Source organism: Thioclava sp. DLFJ5-1 (genome assembly GCF_002020115.1).
Taxonomy (GTDB): Bacteria; Pseudomonadota; Alphaproteobacteria; order Rhodobacterales; family Rhodobacteraceae; genus Thioclava; species Thioclava sediminum.
The window spans coordinates 52,622-68,699 of sequence record NZ_MPZU01000005.1; the positions used below are offsets into that span (position 1 = coordinate 52,622).

Consider the following 16,078-nt stretch of genomic DNA (forward strand, 5'->3'; position numbering starts at 1 on the left):
TGCGCAGCATTCCGTCGCCAAACTCACGCATCCGTGATAGACCCGCCGGACTTTCCATCCGCCCCGGCTGCCGCCATACTGCCCTGCGAACGGGCGGAGAGAGACCGCCACAAGGGAGAGCGCAATGCAGTCGCATGACGAGTATCACGATGACCGCCCGCTGGGCCGCTCGATCGGGCGGGGCCTGCGCTGCCGCTGCCCGGCTTGCGGCAAGGGACGGATTTTCCACAGTTATCTCAAGGTGCGCGATACCTGCCCGTCCTGCGGCGAGGACCTCTCGCATCAGCGCGCCGATGACGGCCCCGCCTATCTGACGATCCTGATCGTCGGCCATCTCGCGATTCCGATGATGGCGGCCTATTTCATCGCCTTCCGCCCCGGACCGTGGGAGATGATCTGGATTTTCGGCATCGGCTCGATGGTGCTCTCGGCAGTGCTTTTGCCGCTGATGAAGGGAATGCTGGTGGGCATCCAGTGGTCGCGCCGGATGCACGGTTTTGGCGAAGGCGAAATCGTCCATGACTGACACGAGCCCTCCGGTCGACAAAACCGCGCTACGCGACGCGGCCAGCGTGATCGTCCTGCGCCGTGACGCCGATGCGGTGCCGAGCGTGCTGATGGGCCAGCGTGGCGCGGGCGCGGCCTTCATGCCGTCGAAATACGTCTTCCCAGGCGGCGCGCTCGACGCCACGGATTGGGAGGTGCCCTTCGCCTCTCCCCTGCCCGCGCCCGATCATGCGCGGCTCGAGGCCGATGCGCCCGCAGGGATCGGTGGGGCGCTGGCCGCCGCCGCTCTGCGTGAGCTGTGGGAAGAGACCGGGCTGGTGCTGGGCGAGAAATCCGTCTGGCCCGGCGCGGTGCCCACCGATTGGCAGGGCTTCGCCGATCTGGGCTACCTTCCCTCGGCGGCCAATCTGCATTTCGTGTTCCGCGCGATCACGCCCCCAGGCCGTCCGCGCCGCTTCGATGCGCGGTTCTTCCTGATCGACGCGGGCGCGATCCAGGGCGATCTCGACGATTTCTCGCGCGCCTGCGACGAGCTTTCGCATCTGCATTGGGTGCCCCTGCCCGAGGCGCGAGCGCTCAACCTGCCCTTCATCACCGAAGTGGTTCTGGCCGAAATCGCCGCCCTCATCACCACCAAACACGCGCTTGGCACGCCGCATTCGGTGCCGTTCTTCGACAATCGCGGGCCGCGTTCGGAGTTCCGGCGGATCGGGCTTTAACGTCCCGCCAGCACAATCACGATCAGCGACACCACGACGAGCGCGATGCCCGCCCCTTCGCGCTTGTGCAGCCGCTCGTGGAAGAACAGCGCCGAGGCGAGCAGCGTGAAGACGATCTCCACTTGGCCCAGCGCGCGCACGAAGGCCGCGTTTTGCAGCGAGAACGCGGTGAACCAGCCCGCCGAGCCCAGAACGCCGGTGATCCCCACCAGCACCGTGCGCCGCCACGCGCCGAACACGTGGGTCAACTCGCCCGGCTCGCGCAGTCGCAGATAAAGCCCCATTCCGATCGATTGCGCGAAGGTCGCGCAGGCCAACGCGACAATGGCGCGGGCGAAGAAGTCGAGCGGTTCCAACTCCAGCGTCGCGCCGCGATAGAAGATCGACGAGAGGCCGAACAGCGCTCCCGCCCCGACGCCGTAAAGCGCCGCACGCGGGTTGAAGCCGCCTTCGGGCGGTTTGGTCAGGAAAAGCACCCCCGCCAGTCCGATCGCGATCCCGATCCAGCCGATGGGGCCCACGAATTCGCCAAGGATGATCGCGGAGAACAGCGCGACCTGCACCGTCTCGGTCTTGGTGAAGGCCACGCCCACCGCGAAATTGCGCAAGCCGAACAGCGCCACCGTCAGGAAGGTCGCAGCCACCTGCGCCGCCCCGCCCGCAATGACGAAACCCCAGAAGGGGCCGCTCAGATGCGGCCATGGCGTGTCCGTCGCGGCCAGAAAGCCCAGCGCCGTTACAGCCGCCAGCGGGAAGCCAAACAGGAACCGTGAAAACGTCGCACCGCCCACCGAGAGCTGCGCCCCCGCCAGCAGCTTTTGCAACATGAAGCGGATGGTCTGAACGGCCGCCGCGAACAGCGTCACCCAGACCCAGAGATGCACCGGCGCGTCGCTCACTTACCGACCCGCGTCATGTCATAGCCGTTGAAATCCATGACATCGCGCGCCGCCTTGATCAGATCGGGCCGTGGCGAGGCCTGCCGCGACAGGATCATCCCCCAGCGGCCCGAAGGTGTGCCAAGCACCGCAACCCGATAATCGAAATCGACCCAGAGCACCCAGATCGGCTCACCGCCGAACGCGTCCTTCGCCAGCAGCCGCCCGCCCGGTCCGGTCAGCGTCACGGTCTCGTCGACGGCGTCGGGCGTGATCGCGCAATTCGTGCCGCGCAGCCGGTAAGCGCTCTTGCCGTCCCACGCCCAGTTCTGCGTGCCCGAACAGCCCGGAATGCCGCTTTCGACGACATACCATTCGCCACCGAAGCGCTGCGGATCGAACAGCGACGCCGAAGAAATCAGCGCGCCCGGTTTGCGCAGCGACGCGGTCTCCGGCTGGGGCGCACAGCCCGCGAGGGTCAGCGCGAGCATCCCGCCCAACGCAGCGATCTTCGCCCGGCTCATTGCACGCATAGTTGCATCGGGTAGCCCGCCTCGCTCATCACCTCATTGCACCCCAGAAGCGGGGTCACCGGCGCGCAGGTCTTCGAGCGCGCGAGGCATTCACCCTCGCACTCGCTGCCCGCCTGACAGCTCTTGCCGCTGTCTGAAGTTATCTTCACACAGATGAACGCCCCGTCGCGCGCGAGCCATTTGCCGCCGCGCGCGACGCATTCGAATTTCCCGGCATCGATCTTCTCCTGCCCGACCAGCGGCAGTTGCTCCGCCGTATCGCCCTCGTCCGTTGGGCCGAAGGGATTGCAGCCCGCCAAGACGAGCGCCGCACACAGAAGGATCGACGCCCCGCGCATCAGTAGGGCATCGGGTAATGCTTGTGGAGCTCGGCGATCTTGTCGAGCAGCTCCTTCGGCAGTTCTACCCCTTCGGCGTCGAGGTTCGGCTTGAGCTGATCGACCGAGGTCGCGCCCACGATCGGGATCACCGGGAAGGGACGGCTCATCACCCACGCAATCGCCATCGTCACCGGGTGAAGATCGAACTCCTTCGCAAGCGCGACATACCGGTCAGCGATCTCGAAAGCGCGCGGATTGGCGCGCCCGCCGAGATTGTTGACCAGCGACCGGCGGGTGTTGTCGGGGATCACGTCGCCCGAATATTTGCCCGTCAGGATACCCGCGGCGAGCGGCGAATAGGCCAGCAGCGTCACCTTCTCCTGCTGACCCAACTCCCCCAGATCGAGGTCGTAGTAGCGGCACATCAGCGAATATTCATTCTGGATCGACTCTACGCGCGGCCCTTTGCCCGCCTCGGCCAGTGCCAGCCATTGCGCCGTGCCCCAGGCGCTCTCGTTCGACAGGCCGAATTCGCGGATTTTGCCTTCCTGGCGCAGCGCCTCGAGCGTCTCGAGACAGGCGCTCATATCGTCGAGCACCTCCTGCTTCGAAGGCTGCTTCGACGGATCGAAGCGCCACGTCTTGCGGAAGTGATAGGAGCCGCGATTGGGCCAGTGGAACTGGTAAACATCGATGTAATCCGTCTGCAGCCGGGTCAGCGAATCCGTCACCGCCTGGCGGATCCGGGTCGGGCTGATCTCGGGGCCGCCCTCGATCGCGTTCGAGCCCTCGCCGGTGATCTTGGTGGCCACCACCAGATCGTCGCGCTTGCCGCGTTTGGCCAGATAAGTGCCCACGATCTGCTCGGTCCGGCCCATCGTCTCGGCCTTCACCGGGTTCACCGGGTACATCTCGGCCGTGTCGAGGAAATTGACCCCGCGGTCGAGCGCGAAATCGATCTGGTCATGGCCCTCGGCCTCGGTGTTCTGGCTGCCCCAGGTCATCGTCCCGAGACAAATCTCGGACACCATGATCCCGCTTTGACCAAGTTCCAGCTTGCGCATGCCCGCGCCCCCTTTGTCATATGATGTTGCGCGGACCCTGCCACCGGGCCGCGGGAAGGTAAAGGCCTCTGACCCGGTGCTTCGCTTGACGTCGTGCCTACTCGACCCGGTCCATGTAGTCGCCGTAGCCCTCGGCCTCCATCTCCTCGTAAGGCACGAAGCGCAGCGAGGCGGAGTTGATGCAATAGCGCAGACCGCCCTGATCGCGCGGGCCGTCGGGGAAGACATGGCCCAGATGGCTGTCGCCGTTTTTCGAGCGCACTTCGACGCGGGTCATGCCGTGGCTCGTATCGGTAAGTTCCACGACATGATCGTCGATCAGCGGCTTGGTGAAGGACGGCCAGCCGCAGCCCGCGTTGTATTTGGTCGAGGACGCGAACAGCGGCTCGCCCGAGACCACGTCGACATAGATGCCCTTGGCGGCGTGGTTGTCATATTCGCCGGTGAAGGGCCGCTCGGTGCCGTTCTGCTGGGTGACGCGATATTGCTCGGGGGTGAGCTTCGCGATCGCCTCGTCGGATTTCTGCCAGTTGCTCATGATGGGTCTCCCTTTCGCGCCTGATCTAGGCGTCGGAGGCTGCGAGAAAAGCCCTGCCGCCGCGTTTCGCTCGCATGTTCTACGGCGCGAGCCTACCATCCGGATCAGGAGGAGCCGACCATGACCACACCCGATCCCCGCGCCGATCTGCCCACCCATCACGTCGAGAACCAGCCGCCCGCGCGCGGCGACGTCGATCTGTTCGGGACGGATGCGCCCCTGCGCGAGGCCGTGGCGCGGGCGGGCGGTCAGGCGGAGGGGCTGTCAGATTACAGTCAGACCCTCGGCACCACGGAGATGCGCGAGGCCGGGCGCGACGCGAACCGCTACCTGCCGGAGCTGCGCCTCTTCGATATGGGCGGGCGGCGGCTCGACGAGGTGCGCTTTCATCCCGCCTATCATCGCTTCATGGAGGCCGGGGTCGGCGCGGGCTATGCCGCGCTGCCGTGGGAAGGTGCGAAGGGCGGTCATGCCACCCATGCCGCGATGGTCTATCTCGCGAGCCAGATCGAGCCTGGCAGTTGCTGCCCGATGACGATGACCTATGCCGCAGTGCCGGCACTCGACGCCACGCCCGAGATCGCCGCGCTCTGGCGCCCGAAACTGACCGCGCGCAGCTACGATCCACGGGTGCTGCCGGTGGGCGAGAAGACCGGCGCGACGCTGGGGATGGCGATGACCGAGAAGCAGGGCGGCTCGGATGTGCGCGCGAACACCACGCGGGCCGAGCGCGCAGACGGGCATTGGCGGCTGACCGGGCACAAGTGGTTCTGCTCTGCGCCGATGTCGGACGGGTTCCTGACGCTGGCGCAGACCGACAAGGGGCTAAGCTGCTTCCTCGTTCCGCGCTGGCTGGAAGGGGAGCGTAACGCGATCCGCATCCAGCGGCTGAAGGACAAACTGGGAAACCGCTCCAACGCGTCCTCCGAGATCGAATATGAGGGCGCGGTGGCCCATCTTCTGGGCGAGGAAGGCCGGGGCGTCGCGACGATCATCGAGATGGTGCACCACACCCGGCTCGACACGGCGCTGGCGCCTGCGGGGCTGATGCGCGCCGCGATCTCCGAGGCGCATCATTGGGCCACGCATCGCGCTGCCTTCCAGCGGCGCCTGATCGATCAGCCGCTGATGCGTGCGGTGCTGGCCGATCTGACGCTGGATTGGGAGGGTGCGCTGACGCTGGGGATGCGGGTGGCGGAGGCCTTCGACAGCGCCCGCCCCGAGGACCGCGCCTTCGCCCGGATCGGTGTGGCGCTGGCAAAATATTACGGCAACAAGCGCTGCCCCGTCGTGACCTATGAGGCGATGGAGGTGCTGGGCGGCATCGGCTACGTCGAGGACACGCCGATGCCGATGCTCTATCGCGAGGCCCCGCTGAACGGCATCTGGGAAGGCTCGGGCAATGTGATTTGCCTCGACATCCTGCGGACCTTGGCCAAGGAACCGCTGGCGGCGGATATGCTGCGCGCCGAACTGTACGCGGCGCGCGACACCGATCCGCGCTATGACGCGGCGCTGGCCGATCACCTCGCCCGCTGGCCTGCGCTCCCACCCGAGGCCGAGGCGCGCTGGTTCGCGGAACGGCTGGCACTGCTCCTGACCGCGTCGCTGCTGATCCGAAATGCACCTGCGGCGGTGAGCGACGCCTTCGTCGCGACGCGGCTTGCGGGCGAGGCGGGCCGGACCACCGGCGCGATGGCGGGCAGCGATGTCTCTGCTATCCTGAACCGGATCGCTGGCTGAGACTGCGGAAGCCTCCGGCGGGGATATTTGGATCAAGGAGAAGGAGGGGCGCGATGAGCGAAGACCGGTATCTGATCCGGGCCGATGAGATCGCGGCAATGGAAGGGCTGGCGAAGACGCATTTCCTCAACCCGAATGCGCGGCGGATCAACAAGAGCCTTGGCGATGCGACGGGGCTGACCGAGATCGGGGTGCATATCATCGAGGTCGAGCCCGGCTGCGAGAGTACCGAGTTTCACCGCCACCACCACGAGGACGAGGCGATCTTCGTGCTCAGCGGCGAGGCGACCGCGCGGATCGGCGAAGAGCGTCACGCGATCGGGCCGGGCGATTTCATCGGCTACCGCGCAGGCGGCGCGGCCCATACGATCGAGAATACCGGATCGGAGTTGTTGCGGCTGCTCGTGATGGGCCAGCGCCTTTCCCATGACGTCGGCGACTATCCCGACTTGGGCAAACGGCTCTACCGCAATGCGGGGATGGCGTGGCAGATGGTGGATGCCGACGCGATCACGGAGGTCACGGCGGGGGCGAAGAAGTAACGCCCCCAGCCGGGATTTACGCGTTGAACAGGAAGTGCAGGACGTCGCCGTCTTTCACTTCGTAGGTCTTACCCTCGACGCGGAACTTGCCCGCCTCTTTTGCGCCCGCTTCGCCCTTATTGGCGACGTAGTCGTCGTAGGAGACCGTCTCGGCGCGGATGAAGCCGCGTTCGAAATCGCCGTGGATGACGCCCGCTGCCGCCGGGGCCAGCGTGCCCTTGCGGATCGTCCAGGCGCGGGCCTCTTTCGGGCCGACGGTGAAATAGGTCTGCAGGCCGAGCAGGTCGTAACCCGCGCGGATCAGGCGGTCGAGACCGGCCTCTTCCAGCCCCATCTCTTCAAGGAACATCTCGGCTTCCTCGGCGTCGAGCTGCGAGATTTCCTCTTCGATCTTGGCCGAGATTACCACGGTGCCCGCGCCCTGCTCGGCGGCCATCTTCGCCACGGCCTCGGATTTCGAGTTGCCGGTCGCGGCGGACCCTTCCTCGACATTGCAGACATAGAGAACCGGCTTGGCGGTCAGCAGCTGCAGCATGTTCCACGCTTTGCGGTCGTCCTCGGAGACTTCGACGGTGCGCGCGGGACGGCCAGCTTCCAGCGCCTCTTTCGCCTGTTCCAGAAGGCGCATTGCCTCTTTCGCTTCCTTGTCGCCGGATTTCACCTTGCGCGCGAGGTTCGCGATACGCTTCTCGAGGCTTTCGAGATCGGCGATCATCAGCTCGGTCTCGATGGTCTCGGCGTCGGCCACCGGATCGACGCGGCCCTCCACATGGGTCACGTCGCCGTCTTCAAAGCAACGCAGCACATGGGCGATCGCATCGACTTCGCGGATATTGGCGAGGAACTGGTTGCCGAGGCCCTCCCCTTTCGAGGCGCCTTTCACGAGGCCCGCGATATCGACGAAGGTCATGCGGGTCGGGATGATCTCTTTCGAGCCTGCGATCTGGGCCAGCGTGTCGATCCGCTCATCGGGAACGGCAACTTCGCCGACATTCGGCTCGATCGTGCAGAAGGGGAAATTCGCCGCCTGCGCGGCCGCCGTTTTGGTCAGCGCGTTGAAGAGGGTGGATTTGCCCACGTTCGGCAGACCCACGATACCCATCTTGAAACCCATTTCGCCCTCCTGTTTGTGGCTGCGCGCTTCTTATTCATTGGCCGCCCCCGGTGCAAGCGCGCGCGAGGGCCGGAATCGTGATAGGCTGGCCTTCTTGTTCAGGGAGGCGACCGCGATGAGTTTCGAACCCTACATCCACTTTCAGGGAAACTGCGAAGAGGCGATGCGTTTCTATGCCGAGCTCTTCGGCACCGAGCCGCCCTTCATCATGCGCTATGGTGATATGCCCGAGGCCAGCGAAGGCATGAGCGAGGCGGGCAAGGCGCGGATCATGCATGCGCTGATCAAGCTCGGGGATGGCGCGCTGATGGCCTCGGATTGGCCCGAGGGGCGCGACCGCCCGCAAAGTTCGATTTCGATCTCGCATGTCTCGGACAGCCGGGAGGCCGCGAAGGCAATCTTCGAGCGGCTGATGGATGGGGCCGAGGAGGTCATGATGCCCTTCGACGACACGTTCTGGGCCGACGGGTTCGGAATGCTGCGCGACCGCTTCGGCACGGCTTGGATGATCAACGGTCCGGCAAAGATGTAGGCGCGGGCCCTCGCGGCGGGCGGGAGCGCGCGCGAGGCATTGATTTTCCCGCCCTCTTCGCGCAAACCGCTTCGGGACCAGCCGGAGGGACGCCATGACTCGCATCGACGCCAAATTCGCCAGCCTCAAGGAAGAGGGCAAGAAAGCCTTCGTCTCCTACATCATGGCGGGCGACCCGGATCTGGAAACCTCGCTCGAGGTGATGAAGGGCCTGCCGGCGGCAGGCGTCGACATCATCGAGCTGGGCGTGCCCTTCACCGATCCGATGGCCGACGGTCCGACGATCCAGCTGGCGGGCCAGCGCGCGCTCGACGGTGGGCAGACGCTGCAGAAGACGCTCGATATGGCGGCGGAGTTTCGCAAGACCGACGACACCACGCCGATTGTGCTGATGGGCTATTACAACCCGATCTATTCGCGTGGCGTCGATCGCTTCCTCGAAGATGCGAAGGCTGCCGGGATCGACGGGCTGATCGTCGTCGACCTGCCGCCCGAGGAAGATGTCGAGCTTTGCATCCCCGCACAGGCCGCCGGGATCAACTTCATCCGGCTCGCGACGCCGACGACCGACGACAAGCGTCTGCCGAAGGTTCTGCAGAACACCTCGGGCTTCGTCTATTACGTCTCGGTGACGGGGATTACCGGTTCTCAGGCCGCGCAGGCGACCGAGGTCGGCCCGGAAGTCGCCCGGATCAAGGCTAAGACCGATCTGCCGGTGATCGTGGGCTTCGGCATCACGACGCCCGAAGCCGCGAAGACCATCGCGGGTGTGGCGGATGGCTGCGTCGTGGGTTCGGCCATCGTGAAAGAGATCGCCGAGGGCAAGCCGGTGGCGGAAGTGCTGGACTTCGTGAAGGGCCTCGCGGGCGGCGCGCATTCGGCCTGAACGGCCCCACGCCGCTTAAGCGCCGCCGCTTAAGCGCGGCTCAGGGCTTCATGCGATAGCCGATGCGCAGCCAGTACCAGCCAAGCCCCAGGACCACGACCAGCGCGGCGCAGATCACCGCCAACCCGTGCCACGGCGAAGCGTCGGAGACACCCAGGAACCCGAAACGGGCCATGTCGATCAGGTAGAAGACCGGGTTGTAATGGGTCAGGATCTGGAAGGCCGGCGGCAGCGCCTTGGCCGAATAGAAGGTGCCCGACAGAAACGACAGCGGCGTGATGATGAAGTTGGTGATCGCCGCCATCTGGTCGAACTTGTCCGCAAACACCGCCGCCAGAATGCCCAGACCGCCAAGGAAGGCCGCGCCGAGCACGACCGCCGCAATCGCCCAGAGCGGATGCGCGATCCCCTGCCCCAGCACGGCGAACAGCCCGAGCCAGATCACGACCGCCACGATCAGCGCCCGCGCCACCGCGCCAGTCAGATAGCCCACGAGGATTTCCCACGGCGCAAGTGGCGGCATCAGCGTGTCGACGATATTGCCCTGCACTTTCGCGATCACGATCGAGCTAGATGTGTTGGCGAAAGCGTTCTGGATCACCGTCATCATCAGGATGCCCGGCGCGATGAAATGCAGGAAATCGACGCCCAGAACATCGGCGCGGTTGCGTCCGAAAGCCAGCGCGAAGACGGTCAGGAACAGACCGGCGGTGATCAGCGGCGCCAGCACCGTTTGCTGCCAGACCGCGAGAAAGCGGCGAATCTCGCGCCACCCCAGCATCCGCAGGCCCATCCAGTTCACCGCGCCGAAACGGCGCACACCCATCTCGTACATCCTGATACTCCCGTTGTTGCCCGCTCCCTACACGCTCGCGGCCCGCAGCTCAACGTAGCCCGCGCACAGCTGGTTTCCCGCTTGCGCACTGCTCCGGACGTCCTCGCGGGCCTTGAAAAGCGGGCCTCGCGATTGTATCTCTGCGCTCTCCCGCTAAAATAGGGATTGAAACTGGAATGGCCTGCGAGACGGACTTGCAGGAAACCAAGGAAGGATGCCCATGTCCTGGACCGATGAACGCGTCGAATTGCTCAAGAAGATGTGGACCGAAGGCCAGTCGGCCAGCCAGATCGCGAAAGAGCTGGGCGGTGTGACGCGCAACGCGGTGATCGGCAAGGTGCATCGCCTCGGCCTGTCGAACCGCACCGGCGGCGCAGCAGAGCCCGCGAAACCCGAGCCGAAAGCCAAGCCCGAGAAGGTCGAGGCGAAGGCAGAGAAGCCCGCCGCGCAGCCCGCAGCCGAGGCGCCCGAGCCCAAGCCCGCCGCGAAACCGGCAAGCCCCGCGCCCGCTCAGGCCGCAGCCCCGTCGGCCGCGCCCGCGCGCAAGGCGATCATCCCCGCCGGTCAGCCGCTGCCGCCGCAGCCCTCCGCCAACGAGATCGACCCGGCCGCGCTGGCCAAGGTCGGTGAGGTCGAAAAACACGCCAAGAAGCTTGGCCTGATGGAGCTGACCGAGCGCACCTGCAAATGGCCGATCGGCGACCCTGCGACCGAGGAATTCTGGTTCTGCGGCCTGCCGAGCCAATCCGGCAAGCCCTATTGCGAGGCCCATGTCGGCGTCGCCTTCCAGCCGATGAGCTCGCGTCGCGACCGTCGCCGCTGAGGCAATCGCGATACGAATTTCAAAGGGCGCCCCGCGAGGCGCCCTTTTTCTTTGGTCCTTTGGTCGGAGGGTCAGAACCGCCGCGTCCAGCCCACCGAAGCCGAGAACTGGTGCATGTCCAATTCGATATCGCCGCCAAACATGCCCGGCCCTTTGACCTTATGCGGCGCGACATAGTTGATCGCGAAATCGAACGTGTCGCGCTCGTTGAGCTTCTTCGCCCCACCGAAGCTGAAATGATGCTCGACCACGCCGGGGGCGAGCACGCCCAGCATCACGTCTTCCTTGTCGATCGGGTTCGTCGCGTAGGCATAGCCCGCGCGCCAGGTCATATCCGGCGTCTGCTGCCATTCCGCGCCGATCCGGATGACGTCCACATCATCCCAACCAAAACCCGCGCCGCCTTTGGCCCCGAAAAGCCCATTGGTATTGGAATTCCCGACCGCGGCGATATTGCTGTAGAAGATCCGCTGATAATCGAGCATCAGCGCCACATCGCTGCGCGGCTTGAAGGTGACGCCCGCGCTGATCGAGGCGGGAATGTCGAAACTGCCCGCATCTTCGAAGAGCCCGGCATATTTGTCGAATTTCGACATCTTGAACCGGGTCTGCCCCGCAAGGCCAACCGTGACCTGCGGCGAGATCTCGTATTTCAGACCGGCGCGCAGGCCGAACCCGGTGGAGATGTCGTAGCCTCTGCCACTAAAATTGCTGGCATCCGTCGTCATCGGCCCGAACAACGCGGGATTCAGCCCGCGCGCCGCGAACCGTTGGGCCGCGAATGTCGGCGAAATGCCCCAGCTGAAATTCCCGTGCTTGCGCCCGTAGCCGACCGAGACGAACATCTGCATCAGATCGACGCCCGCTTTGCCATCGCAGAAAATACCGGAATCGCCCGGCGCGGCCGCGCAGTTCGGGTTCGCCACATCGGGATAGCTCGTGTTCATCCCGCCATTGCCATAGACCATGACATTCAGCGCGCCGCCGCCTTCCAGCGGGCGGTTATAGCCGAAATTCGGGATCGCGAACCATTCATGTCCCGACTCCGCCCCGCCATCGGGCAAGGGGAAGGCCCCGGTCGCGTCGAACCCCCGCCGCGGCGAGAAGGCCTCTACACCGAAGGTCATCGCATGTCCGATATCGGCGATATTGGCGGGGTTGATCGCCGCCGACATCGGATCGACCGAATAGGCCACCCCGGCCCCGCCGACACCGCGCTGCGCGGGCCCATAAGCAAGGGCGAAGTAGCCCTCTGTCGCGCTGGCGACACTTGGAACGCCCAACGCCAGGCACAACGAAACCGCCCCCGCAAAACGGGGTATTCCAAACTTCTGCATTAGTTTCCTCCCTCTGAGCCGGTGTATCGCGCAGGCAGGCTCTCCCTTCCCCCCTACGCCTCGGCTGTGCCGTTCGAAAAACAGCTTCAAATATTCAACTTTAAATATACCTGATCTGGCAAGTGTTTTCTCGTTTGGCGCGAGTGGGGCCGAAATCCACCCCTTACGCGATGGGAATACCGCCCGTCACGCGGGGGGCTTTTCGGAACGCTCCGCAAGGGCTATATCGCGCGCCATGAGCACAAACCCTCCGAACCTGCGTCCCGATCTCGCGCCCCGCGCGCGCATCTCGGATGCCCCCCGCCCCGGTCAGCCGCTGATCGGGATGGTCTCGCTTGGCTGCCCCAAGGCGCTGGTCGACAGCGAACGCATCCTGACGCGGCTGCGCGCCGAGGGCTACGCGATCTCGCCCGATTACGCGGGTGCGGATGCGGTCATCGTGAATACCTGCGGGTTTCTCGACAGCGCCAAGGCGGAAAGCCTCGAGGCGATCGGCGAGGCGCTGAATGAAAACGGCCGGGTCATCGTGACGGGCTGTCTGGGTGCGGAGCCCGAATATATCACCGGCACGCACCCTTCCGTGCTGGCCGTGACCGGCCCGCATCAATACGAGCAGGTTCTGGACGCGGTCCATGCCGCCGTGCCGCCCGATCCCGATCCCTTCGTCGATCTGCTGCCCGCGGCGGGCGTGAAGCTGACGCCGCGCCATTACAGTTACCTGAAGATTTCCGAGGGCTGTAACCACAAGTGCAAGTTCTGCATCATCCCCGACATGCGCGGCCGCCTCGTCAGCCGCCCGGCCCATGCGATCGTGCGCGAGGCCGAGAAGCTGGTCGGCGCGGGCGTGCGTGAATTGCTGGTGATCTCGCAGGATACGTCCGCTTACGGCGTCGATATCAAACATGCCGAAGAGCGGGGCCACCGCGCGCATATCACCGATCTCGCGCGGAATCTCGGCTCGCTCGGCGCGTGGGTGCGGCTGCATTACGTCTACCCCTACCCGCATGTGCGCAACCTGATCCCGCTGATGGCGGAGGCTCAGGAAAATGGCGGCGGCGTGCTGCCCTATCTCGACATTCCGTTCCAGCACGCCCACCCGGATGTGCTCAAGCGGATGGCGCGGCCCGCGGCCTCGGCCAAGACGCTCGACGAGATAGCGGCATGGCGCGCGGCCTGCCCGGATATCACGCTGCGCTCGACCTTCATCGTGGGCTATCCCGGCGAGACAGAGGACGAGTTCCAATATCTGCTCGACTGGATGGACGAAGCGCAGCTCGATCGTGTCGGCTGCTTCCAGTATGAAAACGTCGAGGGCGCGCGCTCCAATACCCTGCCCGATCACGTGCCTGACGAGGTGAAGCAGGACCGCTGGAACCGCTTCATGGAAAAGGCGCAGGCGATTTCCGAGGCGAAGCTGCAAGCCAAGGTCGGCAGCGTCCAGCAGGTGATCGTCGATGCGGTCGATGCCGAAGGCGCCACCTGTCGCACCAAGGCGGATGCGCCCGAGATCGACGGCAACCTGTTCATCGATGAGGATTTCGAGAATCTCAGCCCCGGTGATATCGTGACGGTCGAGGTCGACGAGGCCTCGGAATACGATCTCTGGGGAAGGCTCGTTTGATCCGCACTCTCGCTCTGCTCGCATTGCTTGCCGGCCTGCTGCCCGTCGCGGCGCAGGCTGGCGCATGCGCCGTCAATGCCGCTCAAGGGCGCGAGATTGCGCAGGCGACTTCGCAACAGCGGCAAGCCCAGGGGCTGAACGCGCTCGCGATGGATCCGCAATTGACGCAGGCCGCAGCAACGCAAGGCTGCGACATGGCCCGGCGCGGCTTCTTCGCCCACAAAGGCTCGGACGGATCGACCCCGCTCAAGCGGGCGGCGAAGGCTGGCTTCCGCGCCTGCCTGATCGCCGAGAATGTCGCGATGGGCCAGCGCGATCCGGGCGAGGTGTTCGACGCCTGGATGCATTCGCCCGGCCATCGCCGCAACATCCTGCTGCGCGGGATCACCCATATCGGCGTGGCGGTCGTGCCCCGGCGCGACGGCAAGGGCCCGTGGTATGTGATGGTGCTCGCGAAGCCCTGCTGAAGCTCAGGTCAGCCCTTCGGTGTCGATGTGGATCACCTCGCCGCAATGTTTGCAGTGGATCGCATCGGCGTCGTGCAGGCTCAGCCCGCAGGTCGGGCATTCATGGCGCACCTTCGTGGGCCGGAACAGCACCTGCGCGAGCCGCAAGAACAGCGTGACGCCGAAGATCATGATGGCGACCGAGATCATCCGCCCCCATTCGCCTTTGGGCGTAATATCCCCGAACCCCGTCGTCGTCAGCGTAGTCACGGTGAAATAGAGCGCGTCGGCATAGTTCGAAATCTGCGGATTGATCCGCACCTGCGTGGCATAGATCAGCCCCGTCATCACGAAGAGGAAAACGCCCAGATTGATCGCGGCGATGATGATTTCCTGATGGTGACGGAAGAATTTGAAGTCGTGCCGCAGCCGCGCCATGAGTTGATAGGTATGCAGCAATCGCAACGTCCGCAGGATCCGCAGGAAGCCCAGCCCCTCACCCGCGATCGGCGCGAGGAACGACCCGATCGCAATGATGTCGGCCCATGTCGCCGCACGGGTCCAAAAGCGGACCTTCTCGCCTGAGATCGCGTAGCGGGCGAGAAAATCCGCCACGATCACGACGCCGATCACCGCATCGATGACTTCGATCGTGACCGTGTGCGGGAAGAAGGAGGTGACGATGACGAAGAGGATCGTGGCAAGGTCGAAGGCCAGAAGCGCGTAGCGAAACGCATGGGCGCGGCGGGAATCCTCCTCGTAGTAATGGTGCAGCGTCTTGAGCATCGTCTCTCCCATCGTCTTCGCTCAGGGATACAGGCTTTGAACGCCCTGTCAAAGCGCATGAAAAAGGCGGCCCCGGAGGACCGCCCTTTTCGTGGAGACAGCTCATATCAGCTCATTGGGCGCTGGGCGCGAACAGCATCATCGCGGGCTGCGACGAGGCGCCTTGGGTCACGATGTAATTGGCGTCGCCGTAACGTCCGCGCTGCACGTCATGTTGGATGCGCTGAAGCTGGGCCACGGTGTAATCATCGGGGTTGAGCCCAAGCTGCTCGGCCATCTGGGTCTTGCCCGGTGTGGTCTCACCAAGGCCGGGACCGCCCAACTGCCGGTCCGCGTGGCTGCGGTAATAGGCGAGCTTGGCGACATCGCCGTTACGGGCCGCGTGCAACATCTTCTGTAATTCACCCACCGAATATTGCGTGGGATCGACATTGTTCAGACCGGCGAAGGTTTGCAGCTGCGCCGCAAGCTGGGTCTTGCCCTGATTGGTGGCGTTGACGACCATCGACGACGCTTGGGGTTGCGGCGTCATCGAAGGGGCGATGACACCCAGATCCGTACCATTGTCGGCCCCGACTTGGGTCGTGGCGGCCGAGACGATCCCGGCGGAGCCAGCGGTCAGCGCGAGGGCTGCGATAGCGGTGGTCAGAAGATTGCGGGTCATGATGAAATCCTTTCATCAGCAGGTTGATTTCCAGCGGCACCCTGTGGCGCCGATGACCCCGACATATGAGCCCAATCATCGCACAAAAGGCCGTTTTGGCCCCGCCCCGTGTTCACTCAAACACATATACACAGGGAACTCTCGGCTGGTCCGGATTCCGTGAAGTAACTGGAATACAAAAGGAAACCGT

Annotated in this window: 19 protein-coding genes; 9 read left to right on the plus strand and 10 right to left on the minus strand. The window is 64.8% G+C overall.

The window, feature by feature from the left end:
• Positions 1-124 precede the first annotated feature (124 nt).
• Together BMI86_RS15135 and BMI86_RS15140 are read left to right on the plus strand one after the other, a co-directional pair.
• Complete coding sequence (locus tag BMI86_RS15135) at positions 125-526, plus strand: DUF983 domain-containing protein (protein WP_078542144.1); 402 nt, start codon at positions 125-127, stop codon at positions 524-526.
• On the plus strand, positions 519-1,226 hold the full coding sequence (locus BMI86_RS15140; protein ID WP_078542145.1) for an NUDIX hydrolase: 708 nt from the start codon (positions 519-521) through the stop codon (positions 1,224-1,226). Before BMI86_RS15135 ends, BMI86_RS15140 begins: the two co-directional genes overlap by 8 nt.
• Here the strand turns inward: BMI86_RS15140 and BMI86_RS15145 are convergent.
• The 5 genes from BMI86_RS15145 to msrB all read right to left on the minus strand — a co-directional run bounded on the left by BMI86_RS15145 (position 1,223) and on the right by msrB (position 4,559).
• Complete coding sequence (locus BMI86_RS15145; protein ID WP_246831728.1) at positions 1,223-2,125, minus strand: DMT family transporter; 903 nt, start codon at positions 2,123-2,125, stop codon at positions 1,223-1,225. The two genes, BMI86_RS15140 and BMI86_RS15145, sit on opposite strands and share 4 nt — an antisense overlap.
• A complete protein-coding gene (locus BMI86_RS15150; RefSeq protein ID WP_143594825.1) occupies positions 2,122-2,637 on the minus strand; it encodes a lipocalin family protein in 516 nt (171 codons plus the stop codon). The genes BMI86_RS15145 and BMI86_RS15150 overlap by 4 nt, the downstream gene beginning before the upstream one ends.
• Positions 2,625-2,975: a hypothetical protein gene (locus tag BMI86_RS15155; RefSeq protein ID WP_078542147.1), complete on the minus strand. Its 351-nt coding sequence runs from the start codon at positions 2,973-2,975 to the stop codon at positions 2,625-2,627. The genes BMI86_RS15150 and BMI86_RS15155 overlap by 13 nt, the downstream gene beginning before the upstream one ends.
• On the minus strand, positions 2,975-4,021 hold the full coding sequence (locus BMI86_RS15160) for an aldo/keto reductase (RefSeq protein WP_078542148.1): 1,047 nt from the start codon (positions 4,019-4,021) through the stop codon (positions 2,975-2,977). The genes BMI86_RS15155 and BMI86_RS15160 overlap by 1 nt, the downstream gene beginning before the upstream one ends.
• Positions 4,022-4,118: 97 nt before the next feature.
• Complete coding sequence (msrB, locus tag BMI86_RS15165; protein ID WP_078542149.1) at positions 4,119-4,559, minus strand: peptide-methionine (R)-S-oxide reductase MsrB; 441 nt, start codon at positions 4,557-4,559, stop codon at positions 4,119-4,121.
• Between the two features lie 120 nt (positions 4,560-4,679).
• On the opposite strand from msrB, the gene BMI86_RS15170 reads away from it, so the two are divergent.
• Positions 4,680-6,302: an acyl-CoA dehydrogenase family protein gene (locus BMI86_RS15170; RefSeq protein ID WP_078542150.1), complete on the plus strand. Its 1,623-nt coding sequence runs from the start codon at positions 4,680-4,682 to the stop codon at positions 6,300-6,302.
• Positions 6,303-6,355: 53 nt separating this feature from the next.
• Positions 6,356-6,844: a cupin domain-containing protein gene (locus BMI86_RS15175; RefSeq protein ID WP_078542151.1), complete on the plus strand. Its 489-nt coding sequence runs from the start codon at positions 6,356-6,358 to the stop codon at positions 6,842-6,844.
• A 16-nt stretch (positions 6,845-6,860) separates the two neighbouring features.
• Here the strand turns inward: BMI86_RS15175 and ychF are convergent, their stop codons facing one another.
• On the minus strand, positions 6,861-7,958 hold the full coding sequence (gene ychF / locus BMI86_RS15180) for a redox-regulated ATPase YchF (protein ID WP_075774034.1): 1,098 nt from the start codon (positions 7,956-7,958) through the stop codon (positions 6,861-6,863).
• A 115-nt stretch (positions 7,959-8,073) separates the two neighbouring features.
• Between ychF and BMI86_RS15185 the strand changes: the two genes are divergently transcribed.
• Positions 8,074-8,490 carry a VOC family protein gene (locus BMI86_RS15185; protein WP_078542152.1) on the plus strand — a complete coding sequence of 139 codons (417 nt, stop codon included), beginning with the start codon at positions 8,074-8,076 and terminating at the stop codon, positions 8,488-8,490.
• Between the two features lie 94 nt (positions 8,491-8,584).
• Positions 8,585-9,376 carry a tryptophan synthase subunit alpha gene (gene trpA, locus BMI86_RS15190; RefSeq protein ID WP_078522591.1) on the plus strand — a complete coding sequence of 264 codons (792 nt, stop codon included), beginning with the start codon at positions 8,585-8,587 and terminating at the stop codon, positions 9,374-9,376.
• A gap of 40 nt (positions 9,377-9,416) precedes the next feature.
• Here the strand turns inward: trpA and BMI86_RS15195 are convergent, their stop codons facing one another.
• Positions 9,417-10,202 (minus strand): ABC transporter permease, encoded by a 786-nt coding sequence (locus BMI86_RS15195; RefSeq protein ID WP_078542386.1) that lies wholly within the window; start codon positions 10,200-10,202, stop codon positions 9,417-9,419.
• Positions 10,203-10,431: 229 nt separating this feature from the next.
• On the opposite strand from BMI86_RS15195, the gene BMI86_RS15200 reads away from it, so the two are divergent.
• A complete protein-coding gene (locus BMI86_RS15200; protein WP_078542153.1) occupies positions 10,432-11,034 on the plus strand; it encodes a GcrA family cell cycle regulator in 603 nt (200 codons plus the stop codon).
• A 71-nt stretch (positions 11,035-11,105) separates the two neighbouring features.
• Here BMI86_RS15200 and BMI86_RS15205 read toward each other — a convergent pair whose 3' ends face one another.
• Positions 11,106-12,317, minus strand: coding sequence for an outer membrane protein transport protein (locus BMI86_RS15205; RefSeq protein WP_246831730.1), 1,212 nt, complete (start codon positions 12,315-12,317; stop codon positions 11,106-11,108).
• 289 nt (positions 12,318-12,606) lie between these two features.
• On the opposite strand from BMI86_RS15205, the gene rimO reads away from it, so the two are divergent.
• Together rimO and BMI86_RS15215 are read left to right on the plus strand one after the other, a co-directional pair.
• Entirely contained in the window at positions 12,607-13,992 is a 1,386-nt protein-coding gene (rimO, locus tag BMI86_RS15210) for a 30S ribosomal protein S12 methylthiotransferase RimO (RefSeq protein ID WP_078542155.1), read from the plus strand.
• The gene (locus BMI86_RS15215; RefSeq protein ID WP_078542156.1) at positions 13,989-14,459 is read left to right on the plus strand and encodes a CAP domain-containing protein; all 471 of its coding nucleotides are present in this window, start codon (positions 13,989-13,991) and stop codon (positions 14,457-14,459) included. The genes rimO and BMI86_RS15215 overlap by 4 nt, the downstream gene beginning before the upstream one ends.
• A 3-nt stretch (positions 14,460-14,462) precedes the next feature.
• Here BMI86_RS15215 and BMI86_RS15220 read toward each other — a convergent pair whose 3' ends face one another.
• Positions 14,463-15,236, minus strand: a complete 774-nt coding sequence (locus BMI86_RS15220) for an ion channel (RefSeq protein WP_246831731.1) — start codon at positions 15,234-15,236, stop codon at positions 14,463-14,465.
• A 100-nt stretch (positions 15,237-15,336) separates the two neighbouring features.
• On the minus strand, positions 15,337-15,888 hold the full coding sequence (locus tag BMI86_RS15225; RefSeq protein ID WP_078542157.1) for a hypothetical protein: 552 nt from the start codon (positions 15,886-15,888) through the stop codon (positions 15,337-15,339).
• Positions 15,889-16,078: the final 190 nt, after the last annotated feature.